Below are 19,408 nucleotides of genomic sequence, written 5' to 3'. Positions count from 1 at the left end.
AACTTTAAACATATACTGCTTGGGTTAATTATATTTAGCCTCAATGCTAATTTTGTGTTTAGTTGTTGTGAAATTTCACAAATCAAGTGTTAAATAAATACTATGGTATTATTTAGCACGAGCAACAGTCTTTTGACATATTAACCCCAGCTCAACACTCGCCAATTCGGTCTATCAGCGTGCTCTTTCAGGCGAAGGCATGGATTAACCAGGTAAGCGTAATCCGCATACTCGCACAGTGGTAAGTCGTTGACCGAATCCGTGTAGAAATGGATTTCTGAGTAGTTGTCAGGCTGAGTTTCTAACCACTGTTTTAAGCGCGTTACTTTGCCTTCTCGGTAACTAGGGATTCCGTCGATTTCTGCGCTATAACGGTTATCAGCCACTACTAAGTCAATCCCGAGAGCGTTAGGAATACCGATGCGTTGACCAACCGCTTCTACCAAAAAAGTGACGCTGGCCGAGATGATGACCATATCTATCTCATCACCAGACAGTTGTTCAATCAGTGTCTTGGCTTGAGGGAACTGTTTAGCCAGAATATGGTTTTCAACGCACTCTTCTACCAAGGCGTTTACCTGTTCAATAGGCATGTTTTCTAGCGGCTTGATGGAGAACGTGAGGTAATCTTCCATGTCCATTTTGCCTTCGGCGTACAAGCCCATTAGGCGCAGATCTTCCTCAATAAAGTTAGGCTCAGTTGCGATGCCTTTCTCGACCAAAAATTCATTCCAAATCATTGCACAATCAGCGTTGATTAAGGTCTCATCCATATCAAAAACATACAAAGGCTTGGACATATTTGGCTTCTCACAGTTTGGGTTGAGGTCGATGTAACTTGTTGCTCAGTATAGAGCGAGGCTTATGAGTGTGTGAGGTATGCTAACGATAAACTGTGACGGTTTCGTTGCATTTTCTCGGACTATCACAAAACTTAGTTTCAATGATTAGGGGTGAAGCATTTCTGAGTTGGGGTTAGAGAGCTACAATAGAACTTTCGAATCTAATCTCATTCTTGTGTACTGAATACAGTAACGCTTTTGAGCGATAATAGAGTCACTCGCAAAGCGAACGTTAAGAAAAATACAAAAAGAAACCCCGATATGAACCAGTATGTAAATGATCCATCCAATTATCAGTTGTTAATTAAAAACTTGCTGTTTTCCCCAGTTGCTTTCAACCCCAAGCAAGAAATCGTCTATGCGAACCACCGTCGTCACAGCTACAAAACGTTTCATGACCGTGTGAAACAGTTTGCTAACGCGCTGACCAAAATGGGTGTGAAGAAAGGTGATACGGTTGCGGTAATGGATTATGACTCGCACCGTTATCTGGAATGTTACTTTGCCATCCCAATGATTGGTGCCAAGCTGCACATGATCAACGTGCGCTTGTCTCCAGAGCAGATCCTCTACACCATCGACCATGCAGAAGACGATATTATCCTGATCAACGAAGAGTTTCTGCCAATTCTAGATCAGATCAAAGGCCGCATTGACACGGTCACGCGTTACGTGGTTTTGCGCGATAACGATGAATGTGAATACGAGCGCCTTCTGGAGCAAGAAAGCACCGAATACAACTTCCCAGATTTTGATGAAAACACCGTGGCCACGACCTTCTATACAACGGGAACGACAGGCTTCCCGAAAGGTGTGTTCTTTACTCATCGCCAGCTAGTTCTGCATACACTTGGCATACTGAGCACAATCGGCACCAATGCGTCGCAAGGTCGATTGCATCAAGGCGATATTTATATGCCGATTACGCCGATGTTCCACGTGCACGCCTGGGGACTTCCTTACATGGCGACCATGCTTGGCGTTAAGCAGGTCTACCCTGGCAAGTATGTACCTGATGTTCTGCTTAACTTGATTGAGCAGGAGAAGGTGACATTCTCGCACTGTGTGCCAACCATCCTGCATCTGCTGTTGAGCTCGCCAAAATCCAAGTCTATTGATTTCTCGGGTTGGAAAGTTGTGATTGGTGGGGCTGCCCTGCCAAAAGCATTGTGTAAATCGGCACTCGAGCGCGATATTGATGTGTTTGCGGGTTACGGCATGAGCGAAACAGGACCCATTTTGTCTATTGTTCAATTGACTCCAGAGCAGCTTGAACTCGACCTCGATCAGCAAGCGGAATATCGCTCGAAAACCGGTAAGAAAGTCGCGATGGTAGAAGCTCATATTGTCGATGATGAAATGAACAAACTTCCTCACGACGGTGAAACTGCAGGGGAAATTGTTGTTCGTGCACCTTGGCTAACGCCGAACTATTACAAGGACAACAAGAACTCTAAAGCGCTTTGGCGTGGGGGCTATCTGCATACGGGCGATGTCGCGCATATCGACGATGAAGGTTTTATCAAGATCACTGACCGTGTAAAAGACATGATTAAGATTTCTGGTGAGTGGGTAAGCTCTCTAGAACTAGAAGACATTCTGCATCAACACCAAGCGGTTTCCGAAGTTGCAGTCATAGGTATGCCACACGATAAATGGGGCGAGGTGCCACTAGCGTTGGTGACGTTGAAAGAAGATGCTGAAGTGACAGAGAAAGAGTTGTTAGGCTTTGCGAAAGACTTTATCACGAAAGGTATTCTTGCCAGAGAAGCGCTACTACTCAAAGTGAAGCTGGTGGAGGAGATTGCCAAGACCAGTGTAGGTAAAGTGGATAAGAAAGAGTTGCGTAAACTTCATCTGTAAAGTAGTGACGCTGTTTGAGTCCAACCCATAATATTCGGCCCCGACACAGGTTATCTGTCGGGGCCGTTTTCTTATCTAATTGGAGAGAAGGGCTTGGGTTATGTAGTTAAACCAAACCTTGCTCTTTCGCCATGTGGTTGGCGATGCTCGGCGCTTTCCAAATGCTTGGCAGCAGTATGAAAGACACGGGCACGGCAGTAATCACGATGAAAGATTGCAATGCGGAGATACCGCCTGAGCCCATCGAGATAAGCGCGATAGCCACGACACCCATCATTAAGCCCCAGAATGAGCGAATCACGGCATTGGGTTCAGTAGAGCCTGTCATTACCACACTGATGGTGTACGTCATCGAGTCACCGGTTGTCACGATGAAGGTCGTAGTCAAGATCAAGAACAATACCGAAATCACCATTGGGAAAGGCAGCTCAGAAGTAATAGCAAGCAGAACCGCAGGCAGGTTGAAGCCTTCAAATGCGGATGAAATCAAACCTGGGTTTTCTAGCTCGAATGCCAAACCACTGCCGCCAACAATGCTGAACCAGAAGCAGGTGATTAAAGGCGCAGCGATGCTGATAGACAGGATCAACTGACGGATGGTACGGCCACGTGAGATACGCGCGATGAAGATTGCCATCATCGGGCCGTAACCAATGAACCAGCCCCAGAAGAACACGGTCCACCAACTTAGCCACTCCGTGTCGCCACGATATAGTGCCATTGGGAAGAAGTTATCGACCATGCGGCCAATACCCTGTACATAACCATCAACAATAAAGCTAGTTGGGCCGAAGAACAATATGTATCCAATCAAAGCCACAGACAACACGATGTTGTAACGGCTCACAAGCTGAATGCCTTTACTCACACCGCTTAGCGCTGACAAGGTGTACATAAGGATTGCAGCCACAATCACCATGCTTTGGGTGATAAAGGTATCAGGTAAACCGAACAGAGAGTTCAATGCGTAACTGATTTGCAAACCAAGGAAGCCGATAGGGCCAATAGTACCTGCCGCAACGGCAATGATGCTGCATGCATCTGCTACATCACCAATCCAACCATTAATGGCCTTGTCGCCAAATACAGGGTAAAGCAGAGTACGCGGTTTAAGTGGCAAGCCCTTATCGTAGTGAAGGTGCATCAAAACCACAGAAGAAAGACAGCCTAAGATTGCCCAAGCAAGGAAGCCCCAGTGCATGAAAGACTGAGAAAGTGCATTGATTGCAGAAGCTTTTGGTGATGCATCACCGTATAGCGGTGGCGCAGAAACAAAGTGAGCGATTGGCTCAGCTGCGGCCCAGAAAACACCGCCCCCCCGCGAGTAGGGTACAAAGTACGATCGACAACCATTTAAAGGTATCGATATCTGGTCTCGCTAAACCACCCAAGCGCACGTAACCCGTACGACCTAGCGCAATAGCCAAACCAATAAGGAAATTCAGAAGGAGTAATACTTGCCAGAAGGCACCGAAGTATTGAGTCGCAAACCCGAAGCCTGCGTTAACCATTGCGGTCAGAGAGTCTGTATTCGTCAGAGCAAGCAATACAAACACGGTGAGGAAGCTACCACTTAACCAGAATACAGGGTTAGTGAGTTCAAGGCGCTTTAGAAGGGAAGGAGGATGGATCGCAGAATAGTCTGCCTCCTGAATAGGAGCATGAGAGGCGGCGTTCGTCATATTTGACATAATTACTTCGCTTTTTAGGGCTCGGAAGCCGTGCATTTCCCTCACACCAATAGCTCGAAAAGTGTGAGGATGATCAAAAAGCCGCTGATACTAGCACGTTGAGAAGCTCAATATAACCGCAGAGCGCGATTAATTGTCGATCTCTAAAGTAAATAACTGATTTATGGAATGAGATTATTTGCGTGAAGTGCGCCGCATTTCATACGTAAATGACATTTCCCTTATTTTTGTAAGGACACCTCAGGATTACATTGAGCCAACCTGTTCTAATAAAAATTAAAGGTCTTACCCTATGGCTCAAATTGAACTCAACGGGACGTGGCAGCTTACCTCGCCACATCGTCCAGATATCGATATTCCTATGACTCTGCCCGGTGACAATGTGTCTGCATTGTTACAAGCAGAGCTCATCCCGAATCCTTATTTTGCTGATAATGAAGCGAAAGTTCGCTGGATTGAAACGTGTGATTGGCACATTTCGCGTCAGTTTGATGTTGACGACCCCTTACTTTCTGCCAAACAAGTGTGGATGACGCTCACCCGTGTAGACACCTTAGCGACCTTTTATATCAATGGTGAGCAAGCACTAACTTGCAGCAACATGTTTGCCCAGCAACGCATTAATATCAAACCTTACTTAAAACAAGGCACTAATACGATTCGAGTTGAGTTTGCCCGTGTGGATTTAGAAGGGCTAGAACGTGCGAAGAAATTGCCGTTCCCTATTCCTTCGGCGATGGGGAACAACCAGATCCCGCACATGAATTTGATTCGCAAAACCCAATGTCACTCGGGGTGGGACTGGGGCATTTGTCTGATGGTGTCTGGCATTTATGACCCGATTCAAATTGATGTAGTGAACGATTTGTGGCTCAAAGCATTCTCTACAGAGCAACAATGGCAAGCTGACGGTAGTGTGCTGGTTGATGTATTGGTTGAAGTAGAAACCGATACTCAACCTCATGATATTTCGATTGAATTTGACGGTCAGCGCCAATCGATTCAAACCGAAGGAAGTGGTCACTATCACTGCCAGTTCCATATTACCGAGCCAAAACGCTGGTGGCCTGCGGGCTATGGTGAAGCTTACCTTTACCCAATGACAGTATCTTGTGGTGATCAATCTCTATCACGCAAGATTGGTCTGAGAGAGTTGAGCTTAAACAACCAAGCTGATGAACATGGCTCGGCGATGGAGTTTGTTGTCAACGGCACACCAATCAATGCCAAAGGCGCAAACTGGATTCCGGTGGATGCAATGCCGGGTCGTGAGTGTGAAAACCGCTATCGTGCGTTATTGCAAAGTGCTGTCGATGCCAATATGAACATGATTCGAGTCTGGGGTGGCGGCCAATATGAGAGCGAAATTTTCTACAACCTGTGTGATGAATTGGGTCTGTTGGTCTGGCAAGACATGATGTTCGCTTGCTCGCTGTATCCATCTGATGATGATTTCTTAAAAGACGTGGAACAAGAGCTGCTGTTCCAAATCCCGCGTTTGAAAGAACATCCTTCCATTGCGCTTTGGTGTGGTGACAACGAAGTGATTGGTGCAATTGGTTGGTACGACGAATCCAAGCACAACAAAGTCAAATACACGGTGAACTACGATCGTTTGAATCGAATGATCGAACAAGTCATTGGTCAGCAAGACGATTCACGTCGATTTTGGCCAAGCTCGCCTTGTAACGGCGAGCTGGATTTTGGCGATGCGTGGCACGATGACAGTAAAGGCGACATGCATTTCTGGGACGTTTGGCACTCAGGAAAATCGTTTAATGCTTATCTAAACATCAATCCACGATTCTGTTCCGAGTTTGGTTTCCAATCTTGGCCTTCGTTTGCTGAAGCAAAACAGTTCGTACCAGAGCAGGACTGGAATGTTACCTCACCAACGTTTGAGCAGCACCAAAAGAACCCGCGCGGTAACAGCATCATCACTGAGATGTTTACTCGCTACTTCCGTTTCCCTTCCGGCTTCGAGCAAATGTTGTACCTCAGTCAAGTGCAACAGGCGATAGCAATCAAAACCGCTTGTGACCATTGGCGCGCGATCTCTCCAGTATGTCGTGGCATGTTGTACTGGCAATTAAACGATAACTGGCCAGTGAGTTCATGGTCCAGTTTGGAGTACAGCGGCCGTTGGAAGCAATTACATTACCATGCGAAACGCTTCTTTGCGCCACAGTACTTGGTGTTCTCGGAGCATACTGGCAAATTGAGTCTTCACTTGTTAAATGACGCCAAAGAATCAGTTGATGTGAGTGCGCAATTGCATTGGGTGAACTGGCAAGGTGAAGTGAAACAAACTTGGTCGTTAGAGCGCACCGTTTCCAATGACAGCAACACCATTGTTTGGCAGTTGGATGAGCAGTTTGATGCGTCTGAGTTGGCATCGGGTTTCTTCTACGTAGACGGGCAAGTAAGGCAAGAGAGAATCACCAACACTTGGTTTAGTACTCACGAGCTAAAAACATTGCCAATGGAAAGAGCGAATATTGAAGTAACGATTGAAGCCAATAAAGTCACGCTCGTTGCCGATAAGCCAGCGTTCTTTGTTCATCTTGAATGTGATACAGCTGGACGCTTTGACGACTCAAGCATCACGCTATTGGCGAACCAACCTGTCACCGTGGAGTTCTTTGGTGAAGATTTAGCAATGATGGCGGAATCGCTACGCGTCTACCATCTAATGCAATAGCGTTGATTCAGAACCAAATAAGGGGCGCAGTGTCGCGCCCCTTATCATACATTTTTAAATATATTCACGGTTTCGAATTCTAGGCTGCATGAACTCATTGCCGACTTGATGGAATCGATATAGAACCAAATCGAGTAGCCCATCAAAACAGTATTCCACCATTGGATTTTTAAATATTATTGTCGCTGGCGCTTTGAAGAAAGTGACTTTTCTATGGTGATAGAAATCTCTAATGAATATATCTATTAACAGTTGTTTGATTACTGGTTCATGTACCGGGAGGTGAATGATAGCATTCCCGGTAAGTTGGATAATGTCTTGAACGAGAAACTTTAAAATCGAGCGGCCTAGTTGCCATAAGCTAAGAATTCGAAACTCCCCGCCTAACTCTTGGTAAATAAGATGCCCAACTAACATTCCTTCACAGTAATAAAGACGAGCTTTACTTGTCTCTGCATTAAACTGTTTGATGGTGTCTTGTAACCCACCCGGAGTAATGAGCTGTTTATGCACAGTATTGATTTGCTCATACTCTGATGGGCTAACTTGGCTAAGAAAACAGCTCTTTACATCGGTAACTTGGTACTGATACACAATGTCTTTAAAGCTCAGATAGATGTTTTTACTTTGAGATGCCTTAACTTGTTTATATTCATTTGAAGTGTATTGATATTTTTCACCAAGGTAATGAGCAAAGGCTAACCGCTTTAGAAGGCTAGGAGTGACTTTTCCACTTTCCCACTGGCTAAGCGTCGACTGATTTAAGCTCTCAAAAAGGCTATAACTTCTTGCTAGTTCATCTGCTAATTGTCCTTGTGTTATTTCCCTCTCTCGTCGAATCGCAGTCACAGCATGCGAAAATTCTAATTTACTGATCATACACCTATGTCCTGAACTCATTATATTTGTACTTGTTATAGGGGCTGCTCCTTGATGAGCCTAAGCCTTATGTTCTTGATTTTTTGGTGAGATACATCATTTCATCGGCACGATGAATTAAGCTTTGGTGGTTATCGCCATCGTGTGGATAACGCGCAATACCAATGCTCAGACCAATTTCAACTTCGTGGAAGTCAAGCAAAATGGGTGCACTACAAACCTGAAGAAGTAGAGCTTTGAAACGTTCTATCTCTTCAAAGTTATCTATGTTTGGTAGGCAGAGAATAAATTCGTCCCCTCCGTTTCTAATTGCAAACTGCGTGTCTGATAACAGGCCTAAGATACGATGAGCCGTGATTTTAAGAACTTCATCGCCATAGACGTGCCCATATGAGTCATTAATTTGTTTAAAGCCGTCTAGGTCGATATAGAGCAGTGCGAAAGTCTCATTGTGTAGCTTCGCTTGTTCAAACTGTTGATCGAGAAGTTGATTCCCTTTAAATCGAGATAAACAGTCGGTGAGTTCATCTATCTCTAGTAGCCTAAGGAGCCTCTGTTGAACTTCATTTTGTTGGCTTCGGTAGTTGTTGAATGCTTTTTCTATGGCTTTGAGCCCCTGAAACACGAAGAAGTTAAAAAGGTATAGCATGCTGTATTGAAAAACAAATGAATAGGTATCTATTTCTCTCGATGGATTTTTAACTATCGCGGATAGGTCTATGTGAAAATAGATAAGTGATGCCAGACCATAAATGAATAAGGACCAAATGAAGCCTAGCTCCATCAGGACAAACAACAAATTTACGGTTAACAAAGAAGAGAAGACGAGTTGGCTGCCCCAAAAATAATAGACATAGAAGCTAAGCGAGAAGCCAAAAATTAGAGCTATGATGATTAGCTTTTGATTCGGGGAGGTGTTTAAGGCTTGTCCAAACCAAATATACAAGCTGCAGATAAATGCCGATAGCAGGTAAGGAATGTAAGTGATAGTCGGTTCATTCCTGTACACACTCACCACTAAGGTAACAGCAATCCCCAAGCTCGTTAAGCAAACATAGTAAAACGCAAATACCCTATCTAAGGAAGTTCTTTCCATACAAACATCTCTGAGGAGCAACGAAGGCGAAGTAGAGGTCGATTTTTATCTAGTATCGATGTTTGTTTTTTTCCAATGAAACAAGGAAATACGCTGGTAATTCTATCTTTAAGGGTAGCCAAAGGTTTGTATTAACACTTCATTTTCCCAAGCACACTACACCGACCTTTATAGAATTACTCGATACAAACCGCCGTTTTTATAAACCATTTTATTGTTCGAAGTTGCATAACACTATTCGGTTTTCGGGAAAATGGCTCGATCTCAATATGCTTATAGAAAAAGTGAGCGGCTATACTGGTGCCAATGTAACCTTGAGCTCGGCCCGAGTGCCTTTAGGAAGGAGATGGCGGCTGTTTTAAAGCCACTATCTTTAGTTAGGTATATATGGGGGAGGTGCTTATCTTATCTTGTTGAAAATGCGAGAGCCGATTGCGTATCCAATGTAAAAGAGCGCTGCTAGCGTGATGAATGCTGAGACGTAAGCAAAGAAGTGATTCAAACCCAACCCAAAAGCTAGGGTGAAGGCAATGCCATTCACAGCTTCCAACGGAATTTTGTACCATGCTGAGTGCACGGTAGAACCGAATAGAATAAGAGTGCCGATTAAAAAGAGGGTGCCAACCATAAGGCCTGCCCATCTGCTGCTGTTCATGTGTTTTCTCAAGGGTGAACGAGTACGTAACAAAATATTTCAGAGATGTCATTATACAACTGAGTACGGGGAAAGGTGGTAGCGATATTTATGCAAATAAAGTAAGAGGCCACCGAAGTGACCTCTTTTTAACCGTTTGGCGTTTTAATTAGCCAATCCATTTAATGAAGTAGGGGATGATGAGCGCGTTCGCTAAATCGATAAAGAAAGCGCACACCAGTGGCACGATGATAAAGGCTTGGTGTGAATTACCGTACTTTTGCGCTACCGCCGACATATTGGCCATCGCAGTTGGCGTCGAGCCTAAAGATATTCCACCAAAACCAGAACACACTACCGCCGCATCGTAGTTTTTCCCCATCAATGGGAACACAACGAAGATTGCGATGCAGATTGCCACCAAAAATTGCGCGCCAAGAATAATAAAGATCGGTCCCGCCAAATCAACCAGAGCCCAAAGTTGCATGCTCATTAATGACATTGCCAGGAATGCTCCAAGCGCCATATCGGCAATTAATGCAACAGCAGGCTTCCTTGCTGGCCAACGTGTGCCTGTAATACGAGGGTACGATGCTGGAATAACGTTAGAAATCAAAATACCGGCGAACAAACAGGTTACAAACAGCGGAAGTTCGAGACCTAAGCTACTGACCCCTTCATTCAAAATCGCACCCAATATGATACAAACATGAATCGCGAGCATCGCATCTAAGAAGTCGTAAGCATTGATGGATGGCTGAGGTTCATTTTTCGCGGTGCCAACGTCCATCTCTTCCACTGTGGTGGGTTTGAGGTTGTGCTTGTTTATGAGGTATTTCGCAATTGGGCCACCCATCAAACTTGCTAAAATTAGACCAAATGTTGCGCTGGCAATACCGATTTCCATTGCAGTATTAAGATCGAAGATCTCAGCAATTCTTGGTGACCAAGCTATGGCTGTTCCATGGCCACCAATTAACGATACAGTACCACTTAACAAGCCGACTGCTTCTGGTTGTCCAAGCATGGTAGCAATACCAATCCCTGTTAGGTTCTGAACTAGCATATAGCCGATGGTCACTGAAAGAAGAATCAGTAGAGGCTTACCGCCTTTGAACAAGTCTTGCAGGCTGGCGTTGATGCCGATAGTGGTAAAGAAGTAAACCAAAAGTAAGTCACGAGTTGCTAGATCGAACTGTACATCTATCTGAGTGACGTAGTGGAGAATAGTGAATAGCACAGAGACCAAAATGCCTCCGGACACAGGTTCTGGAATGCTAAACTCTTTGAGAAATGAGCTTGCCTGAGTTAAGCGCCTGCCCAAAAATAAAACGACGATCCCAAGGGTCACCGCGAGAAAAGATTCGACTTGTAATACGCCGTCGACAAAATTCATAATCACTCCTGTTGAGGTGAATACACACGATATGAGAATCAATCCGTATGCTCATCTTTTAAACATACTGACATGTTTACATTTCATCCAGTTACATAGCGACGAATTTGAACTTAGTCGGATTGCTATGGATAAAAAAGGGGAGCGGTTGAATTCTTGGTCCCCTATGAATTCGTAACTCGCTCCCCAAAATCAAATACTGTTCATTTAATTTTGTTGAATTGTTGTTTTTTCCAACTCCCAATCACCACCTAGCGACTTGTAGAGCGCGACAGTGACCTGAGCCGTTTGTAACTTGGCCGCGACTTGTCTGTCTTGCATCATGCGTTGTTGGCGCTGAGCATCGAGCACTGACAAGTGATCAATCAACCCAGCACGGTAGAGCGACTTGGCTTTCCCCACGGCTTTATCTGTCGCAACCAGAGCATCATCAATACGGCGCTGATTCTCTTGGCTTCTGCCATATGCAAATAGTGTGGAATCTACTTCAGCAAAAGCCGAATCTACGGCGTGTTGGTAAGTCAGTGTTGCTGTATCAAAACGAGCTTGGTTGATGTCCTCTAAAGCATCGCCACGACCACCATCAAAGACATTCCAACTGATGCCAGCCGAGCCAACCCAGCCGAAAGAATCACTGTTAAACAGATCATCAAAGCTAGAGGCGGACACACCAGGAGCACCGGTTAAGAAGAACTTCGGATATTGATTGGCAATACTTGCCGCGAGTTCTTCATTGATGGCTGCCATTTCTCGCTCCGCTAAGCGGATATCAGGGCGTCGTTGCAGTAAGTCGGAAGGTAATCCGATTGGCACGACATTCTGCATTGCTGGTACACCTTGAGTTTCTGCAAGTCGCACTTCGACTTTCGATAAAGGCTCACCAAGCAGTACTGCGATACGATGTTTGTGTACCTGTTGTGCGATTTCCAACTGAGGAATGATTGACTCCATTGCAGCAAGCGTCGCTTTGGTTTGGGCTAAATCGAGATCCGAGCCATAACCGCTACGAACCACTTTCTCGACCAAGTCCATGGTTTTCCTTTGGTCTTCAAGGTTTGATTTAGCTAAGTCGAGACGCTCGCTTGCCCCTTGATACTGCAAGTAGTTATGAATCAAGTCTGCGGTGAGCAAGGTTGTAAGCCCGCTTTGATAGATCTCTGCTTGCTCAACTCGAATTTTTGCAGCATTGGACTGGCGGTCAATACGACCAAATAAGTCCAATTCCCATGCGATACTTGCTCCGGCAAACACACCATCATGCTGGTTATCCAACAGTGTCGTGTTACCAATCTGTGGTGGTAAGCCTGCTGCCGAGTCGCCAATAGGATTGAGCGCAGGACCAAGCAGCGAGTCGTTCTTACTCAGCTGATAATTGACGTATCCGGCACCAACACTGATGGTTGGCACCTTGAATGACTCAACAACGCTCTTATAGCTGTCAGCCATCTTGATACGCTCTGCCGCTACCTTGAGCGGGATGTTTTGGCTTTGCATATCAAGCACCAAATCGTTCAACGTTGGGTCGTTAAACTCTGTCCACCAAAACGCTTCTCTCTCAGCACTGCGGCTGACGCCATTTTGGTCGGCATACAAATAAGTCTCTGCCATGCTGGTGGTTGGCGTTTGATAGTCTGGCCCAACGGCACAACCAGATAAACTCATTGCCAATACCAGTGGCGCGATAACGAACTTTCTCATGATTACGCCTCCTTCAATTCAGCGTCAGTTTGCGTGGTTGGTGATTTTTCTTTGTACGCCAAGCGGTACAGTGCCGGCATGATGAATAGTGACAACACGGTCGCCGCTGCCAGACCGCCGATGATGGTCGCTGCCATTTGGTCGAACAAGAGATCCGATAGCAGCGGGATCATGCCGAGTGCGGTTGTCAGTGCACCCATCGAAATCGCCATGGTGCGGTTAACAGTGGCTTCTTTGATGGCATCCGACAATGGGCGGCCGTTCGCACGTTCCAGCTCAATTTGGTCCATCAACACAATGCCGTTTTTAATGATCATGCCCGTCAGGGTGATGGCACCAATCAACGCCATAAAGCCGAATGGTTTGTCAAAACCAAGCAGAGCAAAGGTGGCACCTGTTGCCGCTAATGGGAGTGTGGCTAGAATGATGATCGGTTGCTTAAAGCCGTTAAACATCGCGACCAGAATGATCACCATGATCAGCATGGCTTTTGGTAGCTGTTTAAAGATGTCAGTAACCGCTTTGTGTTCATCGTAATATTCGCCGCCCCATTCCAAGCTGTAGCCGGCTGGCAAAGGAATCGCTTCGATTTGATCTTTCACCGCGTTGCGCACTCTTGCTGGTGTGGTTGAACGCTCAACACCTGCTTGCGCAGTGATAGTTTTGACGCGATTGCGGCGCCAGATCATGCTCTCTTCTGGCACTAGCTCAAAGCCATCGACCACTTGGCCGAGGGGCACACTGTGCATGCCAAGCAGCGAACGCACGGGCAATGTTTCTAGTGACGCCATGTTTTGAGACGTGCCACGCAGCTGGATTGGAATCAACTCGTCATTAAGGTTCATCTGACCTAATGGCATGCCATCAGAAGCGCGTTTCAGAGCAAAAGCGATGTCCGCACGGTTAATGCCAGCTTGACGCATCTTGTCTTGATTGATGATGGGTTTGAGCACCTTGCTTTCTTGACGCCAGTCATCACGAACGTACTTTGCATCTGGGTGAGTAGCTAAGATGGCTTTAGCTTGATCCGCCAACTGGTGCAATACCACTTCATCTGGACCCGAGAAGCGAGCTTCTACCGCGTACTTGTCTGACGTCGCCAGTTTTAGTGCTCTAAAGCGTGGCTCTGCATCTGGGAACTGGTTTTGCAGCCATTTGTCTCCACGTTCAACGAGCTTATTGATGCCTGCGTAATCTTTGGTATTAATCAAGATCTGCCCGTATGCAGGATCAAACGGTTCTGGCTCTACGGTGACTGAGAATCGAGGTGCACTTGCGCCCATGTAACTAGAAATACTTTCTACTTCAGGTTGCTTTATCAGCCATTCTTCAACTTTGCGCATGTCAGCCGAGGTCTTTTCAATCTTGGCGCCATTCGGTAGCCAGTAATCAAGGAATACAATAGGGCGGTCCGATTGTGGGATAAAGTTCACCGCTACATAAGGCACGGCAAATGCAGTCACCAAAATCAGCGGAATCAGTGTTGTCAGTGCTTTCATCGGATTGTCGACTGTCCAAAACACTAATTGCTTGTATCGACTTGGTTTGGCATCTTCATCCGCGGGTGTTGGTTTGATGAACATCCAACACATCAATATGGTGAAGGTCATGGCTACTAGCCAAGACAATAGTAGCGATGAAGCAACAATGTAGAATACTGAACCCGCAAACTCGGCGGAGTCTGTTTTGGAGAACAATACAGGGCTTGCACCCATGATGGCGATGATGGTCGCACCAAGCAGTGGTACCGCCGTTTCCTTGACTGAATCAATAGCTGCACGAGTGCGCTCGATGCCTTTGCTCAGCTTTACAATCATCATGTCAGTGATCACGATGGCATTGTCCACCAACATACCCAGAGCAAGGATGAAGGTTCCTAATGAGACGCGATGTAAGTCAATGCCTGCGATGTTCATGTAAATCAGCGTGAGCAAGATAGTTAGAAGTAAGCTAGAACCAACAATCGTCGCACTCTTAAAGCCCATGAAGACCAATAGCACTACAAATACAATAGCGACACTTTCCAGCAGGTTGCCGACAAAGTTATCAATCGCTTTTTGTACTTCTTCAGGCTGATAAGCCACGGTAGAAATATCGACACCAAGCGGAAGCGTCTGCTCGTAGCTATGGATAATGTCACGAATGGTATCGCCCAATGACACTACGTTAATGCCTTCTACTGGACTTACAGCTAGCGTCACCGCAGCGTCACCGTTAAATCGGCTTTCTGTCAGCGCTGGCGTTTGGTAACCCATGGTGACGTCAGCAATATCACCTAAGCGAATCAAACCAGTTCCTAGTTCACTTACGCCACCTTTGATCACCAAGTTTCGAATATCGTCTAATGATTGAAACTCACTGGTTTGTGTGACGCGAATGCGCTCTGTCCCAGCATCGAATTTGCCTGCTTCAAAGGTCATGTTTTGTGTGCTGAGCTGGTTCCATACTTGCGCAACAGACAAGCCGTATTGTGCTAAACGCTCATCGGGCATATCGATATGTACGACACGTGGCTGTACACCGTGAAGTTCGATCTTTTTGATGCCTTTTACTGCTTTAATTTGGCGTTGAAGCTCTTCTGCATAGCGGCGCAGTTCTTCTGGAGCAGCATCGTTACTGTGGATAGAGAAAAGCATGCCGTACACTTCAGAGAATTCATCTTGCACAATACTGATTTGTGCAGTGGACGGCAGTTGTAGCTTCACATCATCGACTTTGCGGCGCAGCAAATCCCACTGCTGAGGCAATGCCTTGGAGTTGAGGCTTTCCTTTAAGTCGACAAATACCATCGACATGCCTGGGCGAGACAATGAACGCAAGCGGTTCAGCTCTGCCATTTCCTGCAGTTTGGTTTCAATAGTATCCGTAACTTGGTGTTCAACCTCTTGGGCTGACGCCCCCGGATACAATGTGACGACGACTGCTGTTTTTACGGTGAAACTTGGATCTTCTAACTTACCCAAATCGAAGTAAGAGTAGATACCCGCCACCACACTTAAGGCGATGAAAAACAGCACGAAAGTACGCTGCCTAATCGCGAATTCAGCTAAATTGAGCATGGTTCAGACCTATAGCGTTTTGATGGTTAGGTTTGGCGTGTTGTCGCCAGGTTTGAGGTAATGCGTTCCGCTGATCACGACATAGTCACCTGGGCGGAAAGTGCCTGAAACGCAAGCTTGATGAGCATCGATAGATTCCAAACTCACTGGCTCGGTATGGACAACCGCATCGCGCACGACGTTAACGTGAAGCGTTTTCTTCTCGCCCAAAATTGCAAAGTACGGGAAGCAATGGCTAGATTGGCTAGGCTGGAATGAAGTCGTCACTGTCACTGCTTTGCCATTGAACAACTCAGTAGAAAGCGAGTCGATCGCTAGGGTGACAGGATATGTTTGCTTGAGTAGATGCTTTTTCGGCGCAATTTCAGTCACTTTCGCGTCATAAGCGTGTTCTGAAGCATACCAAGAAAGTGCCGCAGACTGACCAAGACTGAACTGGCGAATCATGTTTTCAGGCACGTCGATATCGACCTCCCATTGACCGTCTTGTTGGATGGTAGCAACACTCACTCCTGGCAGAGTTTGTTCAAATGCATCAATGCGAATTTCACCAATGGTGCCAGTGAATGGTGCCCGTAGTTTGGTGTATGCCAGAGCGTCTTCCGCGCGTTGGATATTTTTCTCGACCACTTTCACAGCGGACAAGCTGCGTTCATAACCGCTGATGGTACGATCTAAATTAACGCTGGCAATCGCGTCGTCTGCCGTCGCTTGCTTCACGCGTTTTAGCTCAGCCTTTGCGAGTTTATGCGCGGACTTGGCTTCTAACATACGTGCTTGGAGTTCCTCCAAAGAAACTTGGTAATCGTGAGGATCAAGCGTAGCAATGATCTCTCCCTTCTCGACATGATCGCCTTTCTTTACCAAAACACTCTCAACGGTGCCAGGGACACGGAAAGAAAGAGATGCGCTCTCTTTAGCTTGAACAATGCCGCTGAAAGATTTGTTCAATGCAGCGTTTTCAGCAGAAACCTCGACCACTTGAATAGGGCGTGAAGATTTTGGCTTTTCTAGAGTGGCTTGACTTTGATTGCAACCCAATAGGGCAAGTGTCGCAGCACTCAAAGTGGTGATTTTGAATAGACGATTCATACGTTGGCTCCATAAATTTGGTGCCATCATACAATCGAACAGTGTTCAGATAATCACTCAACGCTGTGACTCACTGTCTCATAAAATGAGACAATTATTTGAACTAAACAAGTTTTGGTATTTCTTGAATTAGGTGTTCAATAAGTAGTCTACTTGCCTGGCTAAGGGTTTTTGGTTGAGGGTAGAGCAGCCAGCCCGACTCTTCTGTTACTGAATACTGTGACAATAGCTGCACTAAACTGCCAGCTTCCAGTTCTCTTTGCACTAATAGCTTAGGCATAAAGGTAATGCCACGATCTAAGATAGTGGCATTCTTAATAAAGCCGATGTTGTTGGAGATAAGCTTCGGATTAAGCCGTACGCTTTGTTCTTGAAAGTGCCATACATTATCGACGTCACCATTTGGCCAGCGAAAACACACGCATTTATGCTCGGTTAGTTGTTCGAGAGTCTCCGGCGTACCATGAGTTTTGAGGTAGTTCGGGGAAGCGACCAAGCAGCGGTCGAGCGTCAGTAACTTGCGCGCGACGATATCGGAATCAAACAAAGCACCGCCATGAAAGGCGATGTCTAGCCCTTGCTGGAACATGTCATGAAACCCGTTGTTGATGTTGCGAATATCTAACTCAACATGAGGGTATTGGTCGTGGAAATCGAACAAAATTGGACGAACCAGTTCGTCAGTTTCTGGTAGCAATCCAAGCTTGATACGACCACGAACTTCGTTGGTGTCGTTGCTGACTTGTTCGTTCGCCGAGTCGAGCATCGTCAGCGCTTTTTGTAGGTTCTCATAATAGGCTTCGCCGTTGTTGGTCAGCGATAAACTGCGCGTGGTGCGATGAAACAGCTGGGCTCCAAGGGACTGCTCTAATTCACCGATCCGTCGACTCACATTTGCGCGCGGCAGATCTAATGCGTTTGCCGCGGCGGTAAAGCTTCCTAGCTCTACCACTTTAATGAAGAGTTTAAGATCGTCGATTTTCACAATGGCGCTCCATGCTTATTGAACACTGTATTAAACCGTGACACTCTAAAGCATCATAACGTTATGCACAAAATATAACGTCAATTTTGCTATAAGAAGAATAGGGTATTAATGTGCTTAGAGTCATTCAACGTCGTCGAATTAAGAAGGTCATCAAGCTGCTCTCCGCCCGATTGATTAAGGGCTATGGTAGCCGCGAGTATTTCTCTATCGGACAAGTGCAAAGCAGCACAAGCGAGTTGAGCAAGCGCCAACAACAAATCGCTTTAGCGCTTTATGCTAATCCTGAAGAACTTAACTCAGGAGAAGCAGCTCAAATTCAGTGTCTGCGTGCTGATGTTGCCAACGATTTCTTCGAAGGTGGTGATTACACCGCACAAGATGTATTGAATCTACTGGGTTCTGGCGGCTGGAAAGGTGGACGTATGGACGACGATATGTCCCACCGATTCGGAATGAACAGTCGATACTAAACAGGGTTGTATTAGGGAAACGAACCACAATGAAGCAACTGGATCTCAACTTACTTCGTATCTTTCTGGTGTTACTTGAAACTAAGAACACGCGTATTGCTGGGGACCGACTGGCTCTTAGCCAACCTGCAGTCAGTAAAGCGTTGGGAAGGTTGCGTGATTACTTTGGTGATGAGTTGTTTACTCGCGTTCACTCTGGTTTAAAACCAACGCCTCGTGCACTTGAGTTGGGTGACAAGTTGCCGATGATCATGGAAAGCTTGGATGAGGTCATTCTGGATTCCCCAAGCTTTAATCCTTCTGATTATCAAGGCAATATTACTATTGCAATCAACGGCTTTATTTCTAGCTGGCTCGGTGCACGTTTGTGTCTTGCGGTGATTGAAGAGGCACCAAGCGCACAAGTAAACATAGTGAATTGGGGTTCTCAAACACTCAAAAAGCTACTCGATGGCGAGATTCAAGCGGCCATCAACTATTCGCCAATTGAAACCAATAAGCAGTTTACCCACCAAGTCATTGGTGAAGATGATTTTGTTGGTTTAGTTAAAACTAACCATTCATTGGCGGGAAAGACTCTGTCTCAATCTGAAATCAATCAAGCAGAATACGCCAGTTTGGTGGTGCCGGGATGGAACGATACCCAGCCCTTTATTGCCAAGCACCTTTCAAGTGAAACGTTAAAGGTAAAAGCACGAAGCTCCTATCTGCATACGTTGCTCGATGTGATCAAGCAGAGCGATATTATTTTGCCTTGCTCTAAACAGCTTGCCCGTTATCTTAGCGGTGAGTTTGACTATGTCACGTTCCCAAACCGCGCACCGGATGAGCTAAAAAATATTGTGTTGGTGGAATCGCACAATAAGCGTATGCACCCTATGCACCAGTGGCTCAAGCGAAAAATCATCACAACTTCTCAAGCCATCATCAAAGAAAAAAATAAGCCTCTCGGTTGAGAGGCTTATTTCTTGAGGCTGTACCGTCCTAAATAGACTCAGC

Annotated in this window: 13 protein-coding genes and 1 pseudogene; 4 read left to right on the top strand and 10 right to left on the bottom strand. The window is 45.9% G+C overall.

What is annotated here, in order from left to right:
- Positions 1–140: 140 nt before the first annotated feature.
- Positions 141–800, bottom strand: coding sequence for an HAD family hydrolase (locus tag B853_RS25055; protein ID WP_038886523.1), 660 nt, complete (start codon positions 798–800; stop codon positions 141–143).
- A 303-nt stretch (positions 801–1,103) separates the two neighbouring features.
- Between B853_RS25055 and B853_RS25050 the strand changes: the two genes are divergently transcribed.
- On the top strand, positions 1,104–2,705 hold the full coding sequence (locus B853_RS25050; RefSeq protein ID WP_038886522.1) for a long-chain fatty acid--CoA ligase: 1,602 nt from the start codon (positions 1,104–1,106) through the stop codon (positions 2,703–2,705).
- A gap of 106 nt (positions 2,706–2,811) precedes the next feature.
- Here B853_RS25050 and B853_RS25045 read toward each other — a convergent pair.
- Positions 2,812–4,396: pseudogene (locus B853_RS25045) on the bottom strand (BCCT family transporter).
- A gap of 292 nt (positions 4,397–4,688) precedes the next feature.
- Here B853_RS25045 and B853_RS25040 point away from each other — a divergent pair.
- Positions 4,689–7,097, top strand: a complete 2,409-nt coding sequence (locus B853_RS25040; protein WP_038886520.1) for a beta-mannosidase — start codon at positions 4,689–4,691, stop codon at positions 7,095–7,097.
- Positions 7,098–7,151: 54 nt separating this feature from the next.
- Here B853_RS25040 and B853_RS25035 read toward each other — a convergent pair whose 3' ends face one another.
- The 8 genes from B853_RS25035 to B853_RS25000 all read right to left on the bottom strand — a co-directional run bounded on the left by B853_RS25035 (position 7,152) and on the right by B853_RS25000 (position 17,936).
- Positions 7,152–7,976, bottom strand: a complete 825-nt coding sequence (locus B853_RS25035; RefSeq protein ID WP_010452983.1) for a helix-turn-helix transcriptional regulator — start codon at positions 7,974–7,976, stop codon at positions 7,152–7,154.
- A gap of 67 nt (positions 7,977–8,043) precedes the next feature.
- Complete coding sequence (locus tag B853_RS25030) at positions 8,044–9,072, bottom strand: GGDEF domain-containing protein (RefSeq protein WP_010452981.1); 1,029 nt, start codon at positions 9,070–9,072, stop codon at positions 8,044–8,046.
- Between the two features lie 400 nt (positions 9,073–9,472).
- Positions 9,473–9,727, bottom strand: coding sequence for a hypothetical protein (locus B853_RS25025; RefSeq protein WP_038886516.1), 255 nt, complete (start codon positions 9,725–9,727; stop codon positions 9,473–9,475).
- A 148-nt stretch (positions 9,728–9,875) separates the two neighbouring features.
- A complete protein-coding gene (gene gltS / locus B853_RS25020) occupies positions 9,876–11,102 on the bottom strand; it encodes a sodium/glutamate symporter (RefSeq protein ID WP_010452977.1) in 1,227 nt (408 codons plus the stop codon).
- A gap of 207 nt (positions 11,103–11,309) precedes the next feature.
- On the bottom strand, positions 11,310–12,800 hold the full coding sequence (locus B853_RS25015; RefSeq protein WP_038886515.1) for an efflux transporter outer membrane subunit: 1,491 nt from the start codon (positions 12,798–12,800) through the stop codon (positions 11,310–11,312).
- A 2-nt stretch (positions 12,801–12,802) separates the two neighbouring features.
- Positions 12,803–15,859, bottom strand: a complete 3,057-nt coding sequence (locus B853_RS25010) for an efflux RND transporter permease subunit (protein WP_038886513.1) — start codon at positions 15,857–15,859, stop codon at positions 12,803–12,805.
- A gap of 9 nt (positions 15,860–15,868) precedes the next feature.
- Positions 15,869–16,951: an efflux RND transporter periplasmic adaptor subunit gene (locus tag B853_RS25005; protein ID WP_038886512.1), complete on the bottom strand. Its 1,083-nt coding sequence runs from the start codon at positions 16,949–16,951 to the stop codon at positions 15,869–15,871.
- Positions 16,952–17,054: 103 nt separating this feature from the next.
- Positions 17,055–17,936, bottom strand: a complete 882-nt coding sequence (locus B853_RS25000) for a LysR family transcriptional regulator (RefSeq protein ID WP_038886510.1) — start codon at positions 17,934–17,936, stop codon at positions 17,055–17,057.
- A gap of 113 nt (positions 17,937–18,049) precedes the next feature.
- Here B853_RS25000 and B853_RS24995 point away from each other — a divergent pair, with 113 nt between their 5' ends.
- Complete coding sequence (locus tag B853_RS24995; RefSeq protein WP_038886509.1) at positions 18,050–18,409, top strand: DUF6559 family protein; 360 nt, start codon at positions 18,050–18,052, stop codon at positions 18,407–18,409.
- A 29-nt stretch (positions 18,410–18,438) separates the two neighbouring features.
- Positions 18,439–19,365, top strand: coding sequence for a LysR family transcriptional regulator (locus B853_RS24990; protein WP_038886507.1), 927 nt, complete (start codon positions 18,439–18,441; stop codon positions 19,363–19,365).
- Positions 19,366–19,408: the final 43 nt, after the last annotated feature.

This window comes from Vibrio rotiferianus CAIM 577 = LMG 21460, from assembly GCF_002741985.1.
In the GTDB taxonomy this organism is placed as follows: Bacteria; Pseudomonadota; Gammaproteobacteria; order Enterobacterales; family Vibrionaceae; genus Vibrio; species Vibrio rotiferianus.
Note: the sequence above shows the minus strand (reverse complement) of the source record. Positions and strands in the feature narration are given on the sequence as shown.